Source organism: Pseudoxanthomonas japonensis, from assembly GCF_043632995.1.
In the GTDB taxonomy this organism is placed as follows: Bacteria; Pseudomonadota; Gammaproteobacteria; order Xanthomonadales; family Xanthomonadaceae; genus Pseudoxanthomonas_A; species Pseudoxanthomonas_A japonensis.
The window spans coordinates 3,128,541-3,144,619 of record NZ_CP171632.1 but is presented as its reverse complement, the minus strand read 5'-3'; the positions used below and the strand labels follow the sequence as shown (position 1 = coordinate 3,144,619).

Sequence of the window (16,079 nt, the reverse complement as noted above, 5' to 3'; positions counted from 1 at the left end):
GGGGGAGGTTCAGCGACCGGGCGAGCGGGTGGTCTGCTGTCAGCGCAGCTCGTCCACGTGGACCTTGGCGCAGTCCCGCAGGGCCTCCAGGTCGTAGCCGCCCTCAAGCATCGAGACCAGGCGCCCGCCGGCGTGCCGGTTGGCGACGTCGCGCAGCTGCCGGGTGATCCAGCCGAAGTCTTCGGTCTCCAGCATCAGGTCCGCCAGCGGGTCGCGCATGTGGGCGTCGAACCCGGCCGAAATGAGCACCAACTGGGGCTTGAAGTCGTCCAGGGCCGGCAGCAGTTCGTCGGCCCAGGTGTTCTGGAAGCGGAAGCCGCCGCTGCCCGGTGGCAGCAGGGCGTTGAAGATGTTGCCCGCGCCGCGCTCGTACGGCGCGCCGCTGTGCGGGTAGATGCCGGACTCGTGACTGCTGAAATAGGCCACGCGCGGGTCGTTGTAGAAGATGGCCTGGGTGCCGTTGCCGTGGTGGACGTCGAAATCGATCACCGCCACCCGCTCCAGCCCGTGCTTGTCGCAGGCATATGCTGCGGCCACGGCGATGTTGTTGAACAGGCAGAACCCCATCGCCGCCGTGCCGGTCGCGTGGTGGCCCGGCGGGCGGACGGCGCAGAACGCCGTCCGGTCGTCGCCGTCCATCACGGCATCCACCGCGGCCACGCCGGCGCCGGCGGCCCGCAGCGCCGCAGCGCGCGAGGCCGGGCAAATCACCGTGTCCGGATCGAGCATGCGGTAGCCGGCGATGTCGGCTTCCAGTACGTCGTGCACCAGGGCGTCGTCGTGCACGCGGCGCAGATCGCCCAGCTTCACGATGGGCGCCTCGCGCCAGTCCGCGTCGGCGTGATGTTCGCGCAGGGCCTCGAGCACGACTTCCAGCCGCGCAGGACGCTCCGGGTGCTCGGGACCGGGGTCGTGCAGCAGGCAGGCGGGGTGGGTATAGATGATCAAGGTGCCGGCGTTGCCCCGTCAGGGCGGGAACCGCCTCTCCCGTTGGATGTCCGGTTCCATTCTATGCGCCACACCGGCCGGGCCGGCATCCGACCTTGGAGGGATACGCCCGGCCTCAGGAGTGCCGGCGCTCGTGCTTCCACAGCACCTCGCCCTGGCCGTCGGCACGGGCCAGCACGCGGGCCAGCACGAACAACAGGTCGGAGAGGCGGTTGAGGTAGCGGATCGCTTCCGGCCGCACCGCATCGTGGCGGGCCAGGGTGACGGTCTCGCGTTCTGCCCGGCGCACGATGGTGCGGGCCAGGTGGCAGCGCGAAGCGGCTTCGCCGCCGGCCGGCAGGATGAAGTCCTTCAGCGGCGGCAGGTCGTCGTTGTAATGGTCCAGCTGCCGCTCCAGCGCATCCACGTCGTCGCCGGTGATCGCGGCATGGCCCGGGATGCACAGCTCACCGCCCAGGTCGAACAACTGGTGTTGCACCGTGGTCAGCAGGGCGCGGATGTCGTCCGGCACGCTGGGGACCGCCAGCAGCACGCCGATCGCCGAATTGGCTTCGTCCACCGTGCCGTAGGCAGTGACGCGCGCGGAGTCCTTGCCCACGCGGGTGCCATCGCCCAACCCCGTGCTGCCGTCGTCGCCGGTGCGGGTGTAGATCTTCGAGAGACGGTTGCCCATCGGCTTGCCGGTTCGGTCCGGTCAGTCGGCCGTGCGGCCGTGCGGCTTGGCCAGGCGCACGACCTGCTCGACCACCACGTGCACGATGACGGCCAGGCCCACGTAGATCGCGGCCACGCGCAGGTAGGGCACGTACCAGTCGCTGAAGTTCTTCCACCAGCCGGCAAGGGTGGGCTCGCTGACCACCGGACTCAGCCAGTAGAAGCTGCCCTGGCTCAGCAGGTGGCAGACGGTGACCGACACCAGCAGGCTGCCGACCAGCAGCGCCAGCGTGCGGCCATGGTGCGCGGTCTGGTAGCGGCGCAGCAGGACGCCACCGGCCCACATCGCGCCGTAGGCAGGCAGCAGGAACCAGTACGCCGGCGAGACGCAGTAATGCGTCCAGAAGTTGATGCCCTGGCCACTGATCACGACGTAGTCCACGGCGACGGCGGCGGCCATGAACAGCGGGAACGCCCAGCGCGACCAGCCGCGCAGGTAGTAGCCGCCGATGAAGAACGCGGCCCAGCTGGCGTCGGGCAACGGGCCGATGTGGCCGAACGTGGTGGGCAGGTGCAGGCGCGTCAGCACCAGCAGGGCGGCGATCAGCGTCAGCACAATGACGCGTTGGACAGTGGTGTTCATCGGCACGGTTCCGGAGACTCAGCCCCGCATTCTACCGGAGCCCGTGCATCGCATGCCCACGGACGGGGCGTCGGAGGCGGGGCGCTATCATGGCGGCATGACAGAACGGCATGACGTGGTGATCGTGGGCGGGGGGCTGGTGGGTGCCAGCCTGGCCATCGCCCTGGACCGGCAAGGGCTGGATGTGGGACTGGTCGAGGCCACGCCGACGGGCCAGATGCCCGCCGTGTTCGACCAGCGCAACCTCAGCTTCGCTGCGGCGACGGTCAACGCGCTGACGTCGCTCGGCGTGATGCAGCGGCTGCGCACGCCCACCGGGCCGATCCGGCGCATCCATATCAGCCGCCAGGGCGACTTCGGCCGGGTGAAACTCGATGCCGGCGATTATGGTCGCGACGCGTTCGGCCAGGTGGTGGTGGCGCGGGACTTCGGCGAGGCGCTGGAGGCGCGGCTGGATGGGTTGTCGCAACTGACCCGGTATCGGCCGGCACGCTTCGTCGGCTTCGCGCAGGACGAAGCAGGGCATCGTGCGCTGCGGATCGCCGATGGCGATGGCGAGCGCACGCTGCAGGCCCGCCTTGTCGTGGCGGCCGACGGCACCCGCAGCGCCGTGCGCGGGGCGCTCGGCATCGGGGTGGACGAACACGACTACGGGCAGACCCTGTTCGTCGCCCGTGTGCGTGCCACCCAGGCGCCGGACGGCACCGCGTACGAACGTTTCGGCGATACCGGACCGACCGCCCTGCTGCCGCGCGGTGACCGTCATTGGGGCGTCGTACACGGGGTCGCGCGGGAAGACGCCGATGCGGTCGCCGCGTTGGGCGAAGCGGCCTGGCTTGCACGTCTGCAGCACGCCATCGGCTGGCGCATCGGCCGCCTGACCGCCAGCGGCGAGCGCAGCGCGTATCCGATCATCCGCGTCGTCGCGCAGCGGCTGGTCGCCGAGCGCGCAGTGGTGCTGGGCAATGCCGCGCAGACCATCCATCCGATCGGCGCGCAGGGCTTCAACCTCGGCCTGCGCGATGCGCTGACGCTGGCCGAGGAGATCGCCCATCGCGACGATCCCGGTGATGCGGACAGCCTCGCTGCCTATGCCGCGCGCCGTAGCGAGGATCGCGGACGCACGCTGGCGTTCTCCGACGGCCTGGCGCGCCTGACCGCCAATCCGTCGCCGCTGTTGAAGCCGCTGCGGAGCCTGGGCCTGGCGGCCGTGGATGCGCAGCCCTCGCTGCAGTCGTTCCTGGTCGGCGGTGCGATGGGCTTCCGTGGCGATGTACCGGCGTTGTGCCGCGGGGAGGCCGCATGAAGCGGCGTGGACAGATCGATGTCGCCGTCGTCGGCGGCGGCGTGGTGGGGGCTGCCTGCGCCCTGGTGCTGGCGCGCGAAGGACTCGACGTGGTGCTGGTCGAAGGCCGCGAGCCCCCACGCTGGTCGCCTGCACAGCCGGACCTGCGCGTCTATGCGTTTGCCCCGGACAACGCGGCGCTGCTCGACGAGGCTGGCGTGTGGAGCGCCGTGCGCGATGCGTGCGCGCAGCCCTATCGGCGCATGCGGGTGTGGGATGCCGGCGGCGGCGACGAACTGCGGTTCGATGCCGATACGCTCGGTCGAACGCAACTGGGCTGGATCGTCGAGAACGCGCTGCTGGTCGACCGGCTGTGGGCCCCGTTGCCGGCGGCCGGCGTGCAGGTGCGCTGCCCGGCACGCGTGGAGGCGATGGAGCAGGACGAGGCTGGCGTGACGCTGCGTTTGGACGACGGTACGCGCGTCGATGCGCGATTGGCGGTGGCGGCGGATGGTGCCGATTCCACTTTGCGCCGCCTCGCTGGCCTCGACGTCGCTGCGCACGAGTACGCGCAGCGTGGCGTGGTGGCGTTCGTCCGTACCGGCATGCCGCATGAAGACACCGCGTGGCAGCGCTTCCTGCCGACGGGACCCTTGGCCTTCCTGCCGTTCGCGGACGGGCTCAGCTCCATCGTCTGGACCTTGCCGGATGACGAAGCGCAGCGCGTGCTGGCGCTGGACGATGCCGCATTCGGCCGGGAACTGACGCTGGCCATGGGCGGCAAGCTCGGCCAGGTGGACGCGGCCTCGCCGCGCGCGGCTTTTCCGCTGAAGCGGCAGCTGGCGAAGGACTACGTCGCCGGCCGCGTCATCGTCGCCGGCGATGCGGCGCATGTCGTGCATCCGCTGGCGGGGCAGGGCGTCAATCTCGGTTTGCGCGATGTCGCCGCGCTGCGCGACGGCATCCGTGCCGCGCAGGGCCGGCGTGCCGACTGGGCCGCGCCGCATCGCCTCGAACGCTGGGCACGCCAGCGCCGCAGCGAGAACGCGACCGCCGCCTACGCCTTCGACGGCATCAACCGGCTGTTCTCCACCGACGAGATGCACCTGACCCTGCTGCGCGGTCCGCTGCTGGGCCTGGCAGGCAAGCTGCCGCCGCTGGTGGATTTCTTCTGGCGGCACGCCGCGGGACAACGCGCCCGCTGACGCATGCGCGCGCGGCATGCGGTAGCCTCACGGTTCCCCCGTCCGAGGTGTCCATGATGAGCGCCGCGCCCGTCCTTCCCGATCCATCGCGCCGCCGCGTCCTCGGTGCGCTCGGCGCTGCCGGCCTGGCCGGCACGGTTCCTTTCGCTCGCGCCGGGACCAGGCGTCCGCTCGGCGTCGCACTGGTCGGCCTCGGTTACTACAGCCGTGACCTGCTGGCGCCCGCGCTGCAGATGACGAAGCACTGCCGGCTGGCCGGCATCGTCACCGGCACGCCCGCCAAGGCAGAGGAATGGCAGCGGCGCCATGCGATTCCCGACCGCAACGTCTACGACTATGCCGCCTTCGACCGCATCGCCGACAATCCCGACATCGACGTCGTCTACCTCGTGCTGCCCAACCATCTGCACAAGCCGTTCACCCTGCGCGCGGCGGCGGCCGGCAAGCACGTGTGGTGCGAGAAGCCGATGGCGATGGATGCGGGCGAGGCACGCGCGATGATCGATGCCTGCCGTGCGCACCGCGTGCAACTGGCGATCGGCTACCGCATGCAGCACGAGCCGAATACGCAGGCGGTGATGGCGCTGGCGACGTCGCGGCCGTTCGGGCCGCTGCAGCGCATCCGTGCCGAGGCCGGCTTCCACGGATTCGACGGCGCCAGCGGCGACAACTGGCGGCTGGATCCCGCACGTGGCGGTGGTGCGATGTACGACATGGGCGTGTACGCGCTGAATGCGGCCCGCTACACCGCAGGTACGGAACCCATTGCGGTGACGGCGACATCGTCGATACAGCGGCCGGAGATCTTCCGGGGTGTCGACGAGACGATGCGGTTCCGTCTCGAGTTCCCCGATGGCGTCACGGCGGACTGCGCCACCAGTTTCGGCGAGAACATGAACCGGCTGCGTGCGGAGTGCGCGGAGGGCTGGTACGAACTGTCGCCGTTCCAGGCCTACGAGGGCGTGCGTGGCGAGGCCAGCGACGGACGCCGTTTCGACGTGGCGATCGGCGCGACGCCGGCACAGCAGGCGCGGCAGATGGATGCCGATGCGTTGGCCATCCTGGAGCACCGTCCGCCACGCGTTCCCGGCGAGGAAGGCTGGCGCGACATGCGGGTGCTGGATGCGATCTTCGCGTCTGCGCGTGATGGGGGAGCGCGCGTGGAGATCGGCTGAGGCGGGTTGGTGCAGGCAGGTCTGCGCGTTACCGTCGTCCCCGCGCAGGCGGGGACCCAGTGACGTTAGTCCGTGGAAAGCAACGTCACTTGGTACCACCTTCGCGGGAACGACGGAAAAAGTCGCGTGGTTCGGCTGCGCGAGCACAGTCACTCGGTTGTCGCCTGACCCGAGGTGCGTCTGGCGAAAGCTGCGGGAATGACAGGCAAGCTCCGCGTTGTACGAAGGATCCTTCGCTGGCCCGCGTTTCCGTCAGCTAGGAATGAACGGGAACACGATCTTCAGCAGCCCCTTCAATCCGCCCTCGGCGGTGCTGGCCACCGCTTTGGCACCCAGGCTGTTGAGCGCGTTGCGCGCGTCCTGCCAGCGCAGCTTGGTGACGTCCTTCTTCAGCAGGTCAGCGACTTCCTCGGAGGTCGGCGTCATCGCCTTCAAGGCCTCGGCGACCGCGACCGGATCGGGTTGCAGGTAACCCCAGCGCTCGGCGATCGCCAGCAGCGTGTCGAAGCGCACTGCCACGACCTCGCGGTTGTGCTCGTAGACCGGCAGCGCGCCGACATCGAGGATGGCCTGCTCGAACTGCTGGTGGTCGTCCGGGTGCTCCACGCGGATGGCGAGGAAACCCTCCTTGCGGCTGCGTTCGCTGACATGCTTCGCGCCGGATTTCAGGTTGGCCTCGGTCAGCGCACTGGCGACGATGCGCTGCAGGGCGGCGTCGCGCTCTTCCGGCACCAGCGCGCGCCAGCGGGCGTAGCCGTCGCGCCGCAGTGCCTTGATCTTCGCCGGCGTCACCCGCAGCTTGCCGGCGACAGTGAAGTTGGATTCGTCGCGGCTGATGGCGCCGTCGCGTTCCAGCAGCACGAAGATCAGCAGTTCCAGATCGCGCTTGGTCAGCGACTGGAAGCCCTGCAGCAGGGTCAGTCGCAGGAACTCGGTGCCGAATGCGGCAGGGTCCTTGAGTTCGATGGGCAGCATCGTCGGTCTCCGTATCAGGCAGGCATCTTGCCACGCCGGCGTGTCAGTACCTGAGACGTCGGCGGCACCGCGTCACAGGCCGGCTTCGCGCCCCGGGTGTTCGGCGCGGAACGCCTCGATCGCGCCCCGGTCCTGCAGGGTGACGAACACCGTGCGGCCATCCTGTCCTCCGAACGCGACGTTGGTCGGCTTCTGCCCCTTGAGCTTCACTTCACGCAGCAGCGTGCCATCGGGCGATACCACCGCGACCAGGCCGGCGCCGTAGCGCGCGATGTACAGGTTGCCCTTCACGTCGGTCCGCATGCCGTCCAGGCCGTGGTCGTCGAAGGCGATTAGCAGGCGCTTGTTCCTGATGCTGCCATCGGCGCGGATGTCGTAGACCCAGACCTTCCGCTGCACGCTTTCGTTGACGTACAGCCGTTTCCCGTCGGGGCTGACGTCCACGCCGTTGGTCGTGCCCATGCCGCTTTCCAGCAAGTGCGGCGTGCCGCTGCGATCGATGCGCCACAGCTGGCCGGTGTTGTCCGCCCAGCTGGGGTCGCTGGCGTACAGCGTGCCGTCGGGCGAGATCGCGATGTCGTTGGGCTGGTTCGCCTGCGGCATGTGCACGAACACGGTCGCGTCGCGTTCGCCCGGTGCGATGCGCAGCACATGGTGGCCGCTGTAATCGGCGATATACATGCTGCCGTCCACGTCGAAGCGGATGCCGTTGCCGGTGCTGCCTGCCGGCAACGTGGTGAACAGGGTCGCCTTGGCCTTGCCGTCCGCATCGAACGTCACCCGGCCGATGGTGCCGTCGCGCCCGAAGCTGACCGCGTAGAGCGCGCCATCGGGTCCGAACGCCGGACCCTCGATGCCTGCACTGAAGACGCCGTCGCCGATGACGTCGCGCGCGACGTACAGGGCGTCGGCCTCCGTACTCGCTGCAGGTGTCGCATGCGTGCAGCCGGCCAGTGCCACGGCGAACAGAAGGAAGGTGGCCTGCATGAAGCGGTACGACGTCATCCGTTTCCCCTCGGTTGGCGTGGGTAATGCCGGGAACGTGTCAGCCGGGCGTGGCGAACACCGTGATCTCTTCGCGGTCGTGGTAGAGCTGGCGCGCGCGCACCTCGAGCGGCCTGCCGGCCTGCTCCTCGAACAGCTCGAGACACAGCTTCGTCTCGTCCCAGCGCTTCTTCATCGGCAGCTTGAGGTTGAACACCGCATGCCGGCACCAGCCTTCGCGGAACCACTGCGCCATGCGTTCGGCGACGCGGCGCGGCTGTTCGACCATGTCGCAGACCATCCAGTCCAGCGATTGCGTGGGCTTCCAGTGGAAACCGTCCGCGCGCAGGTGCTCGACCAGCCCGGTCGTCAGCACGTGCTCGCGCAGCGGGCCGTTGTCGACGCTGGTCACGCGCAGGTGGTGGCGGGTCAGCACCCAGGTCCATCCACCCGGTGCCGCGCCGAGATCGGCGGCGGTCATGCCCGGCTTCAGCAGCGCCTCGCGCTGGGCGTCGTCGAGCAGCGACAGGAAGGCTTCTTCCAGCTTCAGCGCCGAGCGCGACGGCGCATCCGGCAGCAGCTTCAGGCGGGGGATGCCGAGCGCCCAGGGCGCGCTGTCACGGGTGTGGGCGACGCAGAGGAACAGGTGGTCGCCCTGCACGAACACCACGTGCAGGCGTGGCAGGCGCGCATCGTCCTTCTCGGTCAAAAAGCCCGCCTTGCGCAGCGCCGGACGCAGCGCGTTGCCGAAGCTGCGCGCCAGCCCGGCGAGCGGCTTGGCGCTGTCGGAATCCGGATGCTCGACCCACAGGTCGCCGTAGCGCCCGGCACCGGACAGTGCGGCGAGGATCGGCGTGATGCGGTCCTTCGGATCGATGCCGCGCAGTTCGGCGAGCAGGCGCAGCTTCTGCCGGGCGAAGATCAGGTCGCGCCACGGCAGCGCACGGTCCAGCGCCTCGGCCTGCTCGCATACGAACACGACATGGCCATCGTTGCGCTGCGCGCGGGCATAACCGGCGAATCCGGCCAGCGCAGCGCGCTCGGTCAGTTCGGCGGCAAGTTCGGGTTCGAATCCCTGACGGCAATAAGCCAGCAGGCCGGTCGTCGATGACATGGCGCGGTCGCGTGAAGCGGATGGCTGCGGCTCCTGCCGCGAGGACAGGGTACAGGAGAAGCCGGGGGAGGGCTTCTCCGTGCGCTGCTCAGTACGTGTCGCCGCCCTGTTCGCCGTAGCGCTTCAGCACGGCGCGTGCCTCGTCGCGGCACAGGTCGCGCACGACCTCGATGCCGCGCCGGTTGAGCTCGCCGATCCAGTCGGCCGGCAGCGGACCTTCGTCGAACTCGGTCAGCTCCATCACGTCCTCGGCGCGCGCGCCGATCAGCAGGCGGTCGATGCCGGCCCAGATGGTGGCGCCGTAGCACTGGCAGCAAGGCTGCGACGACGTCGCCAGCACGACCGGCGCCAGCACGTCGTTGAGGCGCGGCGTCTGCAGGCGCTGCTGCGCCAGCATGTAGGCCATGGTTTCCGCATGCGCCAGCGAACAGGTATGCGGCATCACGCGGTTCACGCCGAGCGCGATCACGCGATGGTCTGGGCCGAACACGACCGCGCCGAACGGTCCGCCGCTGTTGGCGTCCACGTTGCGGCGCGACAGGTCGATGGCCAGCGCGACCTTGTCTTCGTCGCTGGCGTAGGTCGCCGCCGGATCGACCAGGTCATGGGTCCAGGCGGGCAGGGTCAGGTGGATCTGTTGGTAGAGCATTACTGGGCAGGCAACTTCGCAACGGAGGAATCGGATTCGCAGCGGCCGCTGACGCACTGGCAGGCGGTCACGTCGGCGAAGCCGCAGATACCCATGCGACCGCTGGCGGCGCACTGCGCCTGCACGCCCTGCGGATCGGTGGGGCTGTTCTTGTTCACGCAGGCCGGCATCGCGCCGCAGCAGTTGCCGACGTTCTTCACCGCGCAGTCGGCGCTGGTAGTGCACGCGTAGTCCACGGTAATCGCGCCGGCCTCGCGCGCTGGCTGGTTTCCGCCGGTCGGCTTGGGTGCCGGCGTCACGGTGGCCGGTGGCTCCGTCGTCGCGCCATCGGAGGACGCAGGTGCCGCGCACCCCGTCAGCGAGAACAGGAACAGGCAGGACAGCAGGGCAGGCAGCAGGCGCAGCGCGATGCGGGTCATGGCGGACTCCTTCCTCGGTGGTGGTGCGCGCAGCCTGCCTTTCCTGCCCTCAAGAAGCGGTGAAAGGCGCCGGCCTCAGGCCTTGGTCGCCCAGGTATCGCGCAGGGTGACGCTGCGGTTGAACACAGGTCGTTCCGCGGTGTGGTCGTAGCGGTCGGCGACGAAATAGCCGGTGCGTTCGAACTGGAACGATTGCTCGGGTGCCGCGCTGGCCGCCGCCGGCTCCACGTAACCGGTGACGGTACGGCGCGATTCCGGGTTCATGTAGTCGCGGTAGGTCTTGCCTTCCGACTCGTCGTCGGGATTCGGCACGGTGAACAGGCGGTCGTACAGGCGGATCTCGGCGGCCACCGCATGCTGTGCACTGACCCAGTGGATGGTGCCCTTGATCTTGCGCTCGGCGCCGGCCATGCCGGGGCGCGATTCGGGGTCCAGCCAGCCGCGCAGCTCGACGATCTCGCCGGTCTCGTTCCTGATCACTTCATCGCAACGCACGATGCCGGCGCCGCGCAGGCGGACTTCGCCGCCCAGGGTCAGGCGCTTGAAGCCCTTCCGCGGCACTTCCTCGAAGTCCTCGCGCTCGATCCACAGCTCGTGCGAGAACGGCACGCTGCGCTGGCCGAAGGCGTCGTCTTTCGGATGGTTGGAGAACGTCAGCGTCTCCTCGTGGCCGTCCGGCAGGTTGGCCAGCACCAGCTTCACCGGGTCGATCACGCCCATGCGGCGCGGCGCGGCGGCGTCCAGGTCCTCGCGCAGCGCGCCTTCCAGGATGCCGATGTCCAGCAGCGAGTTCTGCTTGCTGATGCCCACGCGGTCCACCATCAGGCGCAGCGCGGCCGGCGTGTAGCCACGGCGGCGGATGCCCTGCAGCGTCGGCATGCGCGGGTCGTCCCAGCCGTCGACGAGCTGGTCGTTGACCATCGCCAGCAGCTTGCGCTTGCTCATCACCAGGTAGTTGAAGTTCAGGCGCGAGAACTCGATCTGGCGCGGCTTGCTGGCTTCCTTCGGCAGGCCCTTGGCCAGCAGCGGCGCCAGCAGGTCCGGCGAGTTCGCCAGATCGACCTTGTCCACGCACCAGTCGTACAGCGGGCGGTGGTCTTCGAACTCCAGCGTGCACAGCGAGTGGGTGATGCCTTCCACCGCGTCGCTCAGCGAGTGCGCGTAGTCGTACATCGGGTAGATGGGCCAGTCATTGCCGGTGTTCTGGTGCTCGACGTGCTTGATGCGGTACAGCGCCGGATCGCGCAGGTTGATGTTGCCGCTGGCCATGTCGATCTTGGCGCGCAGCGTGCGTGCGCCGTCCGGGAACTCGCCCGCGCGCATGCGACGGAACAGGTCCAGGTTCTCCTCGACGCCGCGGTCGCGGTAGGGCGAGTTGCGGCCGGGTTCGGTCAGCGTGCCGCGGTACTCGCGCACTTCTTCCGCGCTCAGGTCGCAGACGAAGGCGTCGCCCTGGCGGATCAGCTTCTCGCCGGCGAGGTACAGCACCTCGAAATAGTCCGAGGCGTGGCGCAGGTCGTGCCAGTCGAAGCCCAGCCAGCGCACGTCATCCTGGATGGCACGGACGTACTCGGGGTCTTCCTTGGCCGGGTTGGTGTCGTCCAGGCGCAGGTTGCAGACGCCGCCGAACTCGCCGGCGATGCCGAAGTCCAGGCAGATCGCCTTGGCATGGCCGATGTGCAGGTAGCCGTTGGGCTCGGGCGGGAAGCGCGTCTTCACCGACGTGTGGCGGCCGCTGGCCAGGTCCTCGCGCACGATCTGGCGGATGAAGTCCTTCTTTTCGGGAAGGGCGTCGGGGGCGTGAGCGGCGTCGGACATCGTGGGGGCTGGGACGTGGAAAGCCGCAAGTTTAGCCGGTCCCGGCGACCCGCTGGTCTATCCTGAACGGCCTTCGCGCGCATGGAGCCCGGCATGAGCCTCCCGGTCCTGGTCATCGGCAACAAGAACTACTCGTCCTGGTCGTTGCGCCCGTGGCTGCTGCTCCGGCACTTCGGCGTGGCGTTCGAGGAAGTCCGGCTGCTGCTGGACACGCCCGCGTTCGCGGCCGATGTGCGCCGTCATTCGCCCACGGGCAAGGTGCCGGCGCTGCACGATGGCGATGTCCGGGTCTGGGATTCGCTGGCGATCTGCGAATACGCCAACGAGCGCTGGCTCGACGGACGCGGCTGGCCGGCGGACCGCGCAGCACGCGCGCTGGCCCGCGCCGCCGCTGCGGAAATGCATGCGGGCTTCGTCGCGCTGCGCACGCAGTTGCCGATGAACAGCCGGCGCACGCCGGATGCCTACCGGTGGGATGCGGCCGCGCAGGCCGACATCGACCGCGTGCAGGCGCTGTGGCGCCAGTTGCGCGCGGCGCATGGCGAGCATGGGGAATTCCTGTGCGGCGAGTTCGGCATCGTCGACGCGATGTATGCGCCGGTGGCGATCCGCTTCGACGGCTACGGGGCGGCGGTCGATGACACGGCACGCCGCTACATGCAGGCGCTGTTCGCGCTACCGGCCATGCAGGAATGGCGGCAGGCCGCCGCGGCGGAAACTGAATCGGTCGCGGCCACCGAGGCGCTGCGCATGCCGTATCCGGATCGGCCGGTGTAGGCTGGCCGCGGAGGACGAATCCATGCGCGTGGTCTATCTGGCCGACAACCTGTTCGACGCCCACCTGGTGAAGCACGCGCTGGAGGAGGCGGAGATTCCCGCGTTCGTGTTCGGCGAATCCCTGCTGGGCGGCATGGGCGAACTGCCCCTGTTCGGCGTGCTGCGGGTCTGCGTGCCGGACACAGCGTTCCCCGAGGCTGAGGGTGTCGTAAAGGCGCTGGGGCTGGAATCGCGCGACGACGGCCCCATCTTGGAAGGCGACGACGAAGGCCTGGGCATCCTGCCCGCCTGATCCGTCGCCTACGACCACGAGGTTCGCCATGCTGGGTATCGGAGCCTACAAGCAGCGCATGCCGCGCGCGGAAGACATGCTGCCGGGTCGCAGCACGCCGCTGCCGCTGCACAACGTGCATTTCGTCAATGGACATCCGCTGCAGGGTGCGTTCGAAGGTCTGCAGCAGGTCGAATTCGGCCTGGGTTGCTTCTGGGGCGCCGAGCGCAAGTTCTGGAACGTGCCCGGCGTGTACAGCACGTCGGTCGGCTATGCCGGCGGCGGCACGCCGAACGCGACCTACGAAGAGGTCTGTTCCGGCCAGACCGGCCACAACGAAGTCGTGCGCGTCGTGTACGACCCCGCGCAGGTGTCGTTCGAACGCCTGTTGCAGGTGTTCTGGGAAAGCCACGATCCCACACAGGGCATGCGCCAGGGCAACGACGTCGGTACCCAGTACCGCTCCGGCATCCACTGCCACACGCCGGAACAGCAGGCGGCCGCGGAAGCGAGCCTGCAGGCCTACCAGCAGCAATTGAAGGCGGCGGGCTACGGCGACATCACGACCGAAGTCGTGTATCCGGCACCGCCGTTCTACTACGCTGAGGATTACCACCAGCAGTACCTGGCGAAGAATCCGAACGGCTACTGCGGCCTCGGCGGCACGGGCGTGAGTTGCCCGATCGGGCTGGAGGCCTGAGCGGTCGCGCCTGCCTCAGGGCAGGTGTTCGCACCAGTACTGCAGTTCGCTGCTCTTGGTGGGCTCGTACACGGCGTGGAAACCGGTGAAGCCCGGTCGCCCGCGGCGATCGGAGAAGGGCGGCGAGTGCGTCGCCGCATGGATGAGCACCGGCTGGCCCGTGGTCATGCCGTACACGTACACCTTGATCGCCTGGCCGGTCGCCGGGCGGTCCACGTAGACCGGCTTGAATTCGAAGTAGCGCCCGACCTTCGTGCCGGTTGCGCGGTACGGATCGGCCGTCGGCGCCGCATCGACCGTGAAGTCCTCGCCACCGTAGATGATGTGGCAGCGCACGCTGGCGGCCTGCGCCTGCCCGGCGAACGCAAGTGCGGCGAACGCCGCGAGCGGATGCCAAGCCTTCATGTCATTCCCCCGTGCACTGGCGGACGGACTGCCGGTCCGGACTGGCGCAGGGACTGGCGGCGGCCGGGTCCGGGTGCGGCACGCCATCGGCATCGAGCCTGGCCACGTGCGTGCGCCAGTCCACCACGCCGTCGCGGCCGACCGTCGCCGACAACACCCAGCCGGTGGTCGTGGCCGGCGTGTCGAAGCCGTTGAACAGGAAGTTGCCCAGGCTGTAGACGATCGGCTTGCCGCGGTAGTACTCGGCGCCCTGGGTCACGTGCGGATGGCCGCCGACCACCATGTCGGCCCCGGCATCGATCATGCGACGCGCGAAGGCGCGCAGGCGTGGGCTGGGGTCGGGTTCGTCCTCCCAGCCCCAGTGCAGGTAGGGAATCACGATGTCGGCATGGTGCACGCGCCGGGCGGCCACGATGTCCTCGATCACATCGTCGTCCTCGCCGCTCCAGGCGACGCCGGGGCGGGTGGCGTCGGCCTCGAACGAGCGTGGCTTGAACTCCACGTAGCCCAGCAGCGCGATGCGCAGGCCGTTGCGTTCGACGATCCAAGGCGCATGCGCACGGGTGGCATCGCGCCCGCCGCCGAAGTAGGGCAGGTCCGCCTTCTCCAGCAGGTCGAGCTGCTCGGCGAAGGCCGGCTTGCCGAAATCGCCGGAGTGGTTGTTGGCCAGCGAGACGGCGTCGAAATGCCGCTTCAGCACCGGCAGCGTGCGTGGATCGGCGCGGAAGGTGTACGGCTTTTCTTCCGCGGTGCCGGTGGTCGCGACCACACACTCCAGGTTGCCGATGCGCACGTCGTGCGCGGCCAGCAGCGGCGCGAACGGCGCGAAGGGATCGTCCCCACGGGCGATCAGTTCGCCTGGCGTCTCGGCGACCATGATGTCGCCGACGAAGACCAGCCGGACCTGGTCCGGTGCGGCGAGGGCCGGCGGAGCGGCCAGCAACAGGCATGACAGCAGAAGAGGGCGCATGCGCGGATCATCCCGCTTCCGCCGGTTGGGCACCAGCCCCGCCGTCGCGCGGGACGGCGGGGCGGGAGGACGTTACGCCGACAGCTTCCCGCGGATGGTCGCGCGCAGGGCCTGCAGGTCCTTGGCGAAGGCGTCGATGCCGCTCGCCAGCTTTTCCTTGGCCATCGGATCAGCCTCGATCGCGGCGGCGAAGCTCTCCGCCGTCACCGGTGCGGCGGTGACCGCTTCAGCGGCACCAGGCGACAGCTTGCGCGGCAGGTCGCCGCTTTCCTGTTCCAGCTTTTCCAGCAGGTCGGGCGAAATGGTCAGGCGGTCGCAGCCGGCCAGCGCTTCGATCTGCGCGGTGGAACGGAACGAAGCCCCCATCACCACCGTCGGCGAGCCGCGGCGCTTGAACTCGGCATAGACCCCGCGCACGAAGACCACGCCCGGGTCCTCGTCGATGCTCGCCGGTGTCTGCCCGTTGGCGACATACCAGTCGAGGATGCGGCCCACGAACGGCGAGATCAGGAACGCACCGGCCTCGGCGCAGGCGATGGCCTGGGTCGGGTTGAAGATCAGCGTCAGGTTGCAGTCGATGCCTTCGCCCTGAAGCTCGCGCGCGGCTTCCACGCCTTCCCAGGTGGAGGCGACCTTGATCAGGATGCGGTCGCGGCCGATGCCATGGTCGGCGTACATCTGCACGAACTTGCGCGCCTTGGCGACGGTGGCGGCGGTGTCGTAGGCCTGGTCGGCATCGACTTCGGTGGAGACGCGGCCGGGAATCAGGCCGGCGAGCTTGGCGCCTACGCCGACGGTCAGGCGGTCCACGACCTCATCGACCAACGATGCGCCGCCGCCCTGCGCACGTGCCCAGGCGAGTTGTTCCTCGATCAGATCGGCGTACACCGGCAGGTCCAGCGCCTTCTTCACCAGCGTCGGGTTGGTGGTGCAGTCCACCGGCTTGAGGCGCTTGATGGCGTCGTAGTCGCCGGTGTCGGCGACGACGACGGAAAGCTCGCGGAGTTGCTGGAGTTTGCTGGGGGCGGCGGAATTCATGTGGTGGCTCGGCGGGCACAGGATGGGGAGGGGAAGTATGCCTTGTCCG

At 69.1% G+C, this 16,079-nt stretch carries 18 protein-coding genes; 6 read left to right on the top strand and 12 right to left on the bottom strand.

Features of this window, described 5'->3' with window-relative positions; translation table 11 throughout:
• Positions 1-39: 39 nt before the first annotated feature.
• From ACGHX3_RS14790 to ACGHX3_RS14780, 3 genes are all read right to left on the bottom strand, one after another.
• Positions 40-948, bottom strand: coding sequence for a histone deacetylase family protein (locus ACGHX3_RS14790; RefSeq protein WP_394695438.1), 909 nt, complete (start codon positions 946-948; stop codon positions 40-42).
• Positions 949-1,063: 115 nt separating this feature from the next.
• Entirely contained in the window at positions 1,064-1,621 is a 558-nt protein-coding gene (locus ACGHX3_RS14785) for a cob(I)yrinic acid a,c-diamide adenosyltransferase (RefSeq protein ID WP_162338561.1), read from the bottom strand.
• Positions 1,622-1,642: 21 nt separating this feature from the next.
• The gene (locus tag ACGHX3_RS14780) at positions 1,643-2,245 is read right to left on the bottom strand and encodes a hypothetical protein (RefSeq protein ID WP_394695437.1); all 603 of its coding nucleotides are present in this window, start codon (positions 2,243-2,245) and stop codon (positions 1,643-1,645) included.
• Positions 2,246-2,342: 97 nt separating this feature from the next.
• Here ACGHX3_RS14780 and ubiH point away from each other — a divergent pair, with 97 nt between their 5' ends.
• From ubiH to ACGHX3_RS14765, 3 genes are read left to right on the top strand one after another with little or no spacing between them, the layout of a single operon-like run.
• Positions 2,343-3,551 carry a 2-octaprenyl-6-methoxyphenyl hydroxylase gene (gene ubiH, locus ACGHX3_RS14775; protein ID WP_394695436.1) on the top strand — a complete coding sequence of 403 codons (1,209 nt, stop codon included), beginning with the start codon at positions 2,343-2,345 and terminating at the stop codon, positions 3,549-3,551.
• The gene (locus tag ACGHX3_RS14770) at positions 3,548-4,735 is read left to right on the top strand and encodes a UbiH/UbiF family hydroxylase (protein WP_394695435.1); all 1,188 of its coding nucleotides are present in this window, start codon (positions 3,548-3,550) and stop codon (positions 4,733-4,735) included. The genes ubiH and ACGHX3_RS14770 overlap by 4 nt, the downstream gene beginning before the upstream one ends.
• A gap of 56 nt (positions 4,736-4,791) precedes the next feature.
• A complete protein-coding gene (locus ACGHX3_RS14765) occupies positions 4,792-5,910 on the top strand; it encodes a Gfo/Idh/MocA family protein (RefSeq protein WP_394695434.1) in 1,119 nt (372 codons plus the stop codon).
• Positions 5,911-6,162: 252 nt separating this feature from the next.
• On the opposite strand, the gene ACGHX3_RS14760 is transcribed toward ACGHX3_RS14765, so the two are convergent.
• The 6 genes from ACGHX3_RS14760 to ACGHX3_RS14735 form a co-directional block, all read right to left on the bottom strand.
• Positions 6,163-6,885 carry a hypothetical protein gene (locus ACGHX3_RS14760; RefSeq protein ID WP_394695433.1) on the bottom strand — a complete coding sequence of 241 codons (723 nt, stop codon included), beginning with the start codon at positions 6,883-6,885 and terminating at the stop codon, positions 6,163-6,165.
• A gap of 72 nt (positions 6,886-6,957) precedes the next feature.
• The gene (locus tag ACGHX3_RS14755) at positions 6,958-7,890 is read right to left on the bottom strand and encodes an SMP-30/gluconolactonase/LRE family protein (protein ID WP_394695432.1); all 933 of its coding nucleotides are present in this window, start codon (positions 7,888-7,890) and stop codon (positions 6,958-6,960) included.
• A 40-nt stretch (positions 7,891-7,930) separates the two neighbouring features.
• Positions 7,931-8,983, bottom strand: coding sequence for a 23S rRNA (cytidine(2498)-2'-O)-methyltransferase RlmM (gene rlmM, locus ACGHX3_RS14750; RefSeq protein ID WP_394695431.1), 1,053 nt, complete (start codon positions 8,981-8,983; stop codon positions 7,931-7,933).
• Between the two features lie 88 nt (positions 8,984-9,071).
• On the bottom strand, positions 9,072-9,632 hold the full coding sequence (locus ACGHX3_RS14745) for a nucleoside deaminase (RefSeq protein ID WP_394695430.1): 561 nt from the start codon (positions 9,630-9,632) through the stop codon (positions 9,072-9,074).
• Entirely contained in the window at positions 9,632-10,051 is a 420-nt protein-coding gene (locus tag ACGHX3_RS14740; RefSeq protein WP_313927075.1) for a hypothetical protein, read from the bottom strand. Before ACGHX3_RS14740 ends, ACGHX3_RS14745 begins: the two co-directional genes overlap by 1 nt.
• A 75-nt stretch (positions 10,052-10,126) precedes the next feature.
• A complete protein-coding gene (locus tag ACGHX3_RS14735; protein WP_394695429.1) occupies positions 10,127-11,869 on the bottom strand; it encodes a glutamine--tRNA ligase/YqeY domain fusion protein in 1,743 nt (580 codons plus the stop codon).
• A gap of 93 nt (positions 11,870-11,962) precedes the next feature.
• On the opposite strand from ACGHX3_RS14735, the gene ACGHX3_RS14730 reads away from it, so the two are divergent.
• The 3 genes from ACGHX3_RS14730 to msrA are packed head-to-tail and all read left to right on the top strand — an operon-like array spanning position 11,963 to position 13,617.
• Positions 11,963-12,646 carry a glutathione S-transferase family protein gene (locus ACGHX3_RS14730; RefSeq protein WP_394695428.1) on the top strand — a complete coding sequence of 228 codons (684 nt, stop codon included), beginning with the start codon at positions 11,963-11,965 and terminating at the stop codon, positions 12,644-12,646.
• Positions 12,647-12,668: 22 nt separating this feature from the next.
• Positions 12,669-12,938, top strand: coding sequence for a DUF2007 domain-containing protein (locus ACGHX3_RS14725; protein WP_394695427.1), 270 nt, complete (start codon positions 12,669-12,671; stop codon positions 12,936-12,938).
• 28 nt (positions 12,939-12,966) lie between these two features.
• Positions 12,967-13,617: a peptide-methionine (S)-S-oxide reductase MsrA gene (gene msrA / locus ACGHX3_RS14720; RefSeq protein ID WP_394695426.1), complete on the top strand. Its 651-nt coding sequence runs from the start codon at positions 12,967-12,969 to the stop codon at positions 13,615-13,617.
• 15 nt (positions 13,618-13,632) lie between these two features.
• Here the strand turns inward: msrA and ACGHX3_RS14715 are convergent, their stop codons facing one another.
• From ACGHX3_RS14715 to ACGHX3_RS14705, 3 genes are all read right to left on the bottom strand, one after another.
• Positions 13,633-14,022, bottom strand: coding sequence for a hypothetical protein (locus tag ACGHX3_RS14715; RefSeq protein WP_394695425.1), 390 nt, complete (start codon positions 14,020-14,022; stop codon positions 13,633-13,635).
• A gap of 1 nt (position 14,023) precedes the next feature.
• Positions 14,024-14,992: a CapA family protein gene (locus ACGHX3_RS14710; protein ID WP_394695424.1), complete on the bottom strand. Its 969-nt coding sequence runs from the start codon at positions 14,990-14,992 to the stop codon at positions 14,024-14,026.
• Between the two features lie 72 nt (positions 14,993-15,064).
• Positions 15,065-16,030 (bottom strand): transaldolase, encoded by a 966-nt coding sequence (locus tag ACGHX3_RS14705; protein ID WP_394695423.1) that lies wholly within the window; start codon positions 16,028-16,030, stop codon positions 15,065-15,067.
• Positions 16,031-16,079 lie beyond the last annotated feature (49 nt).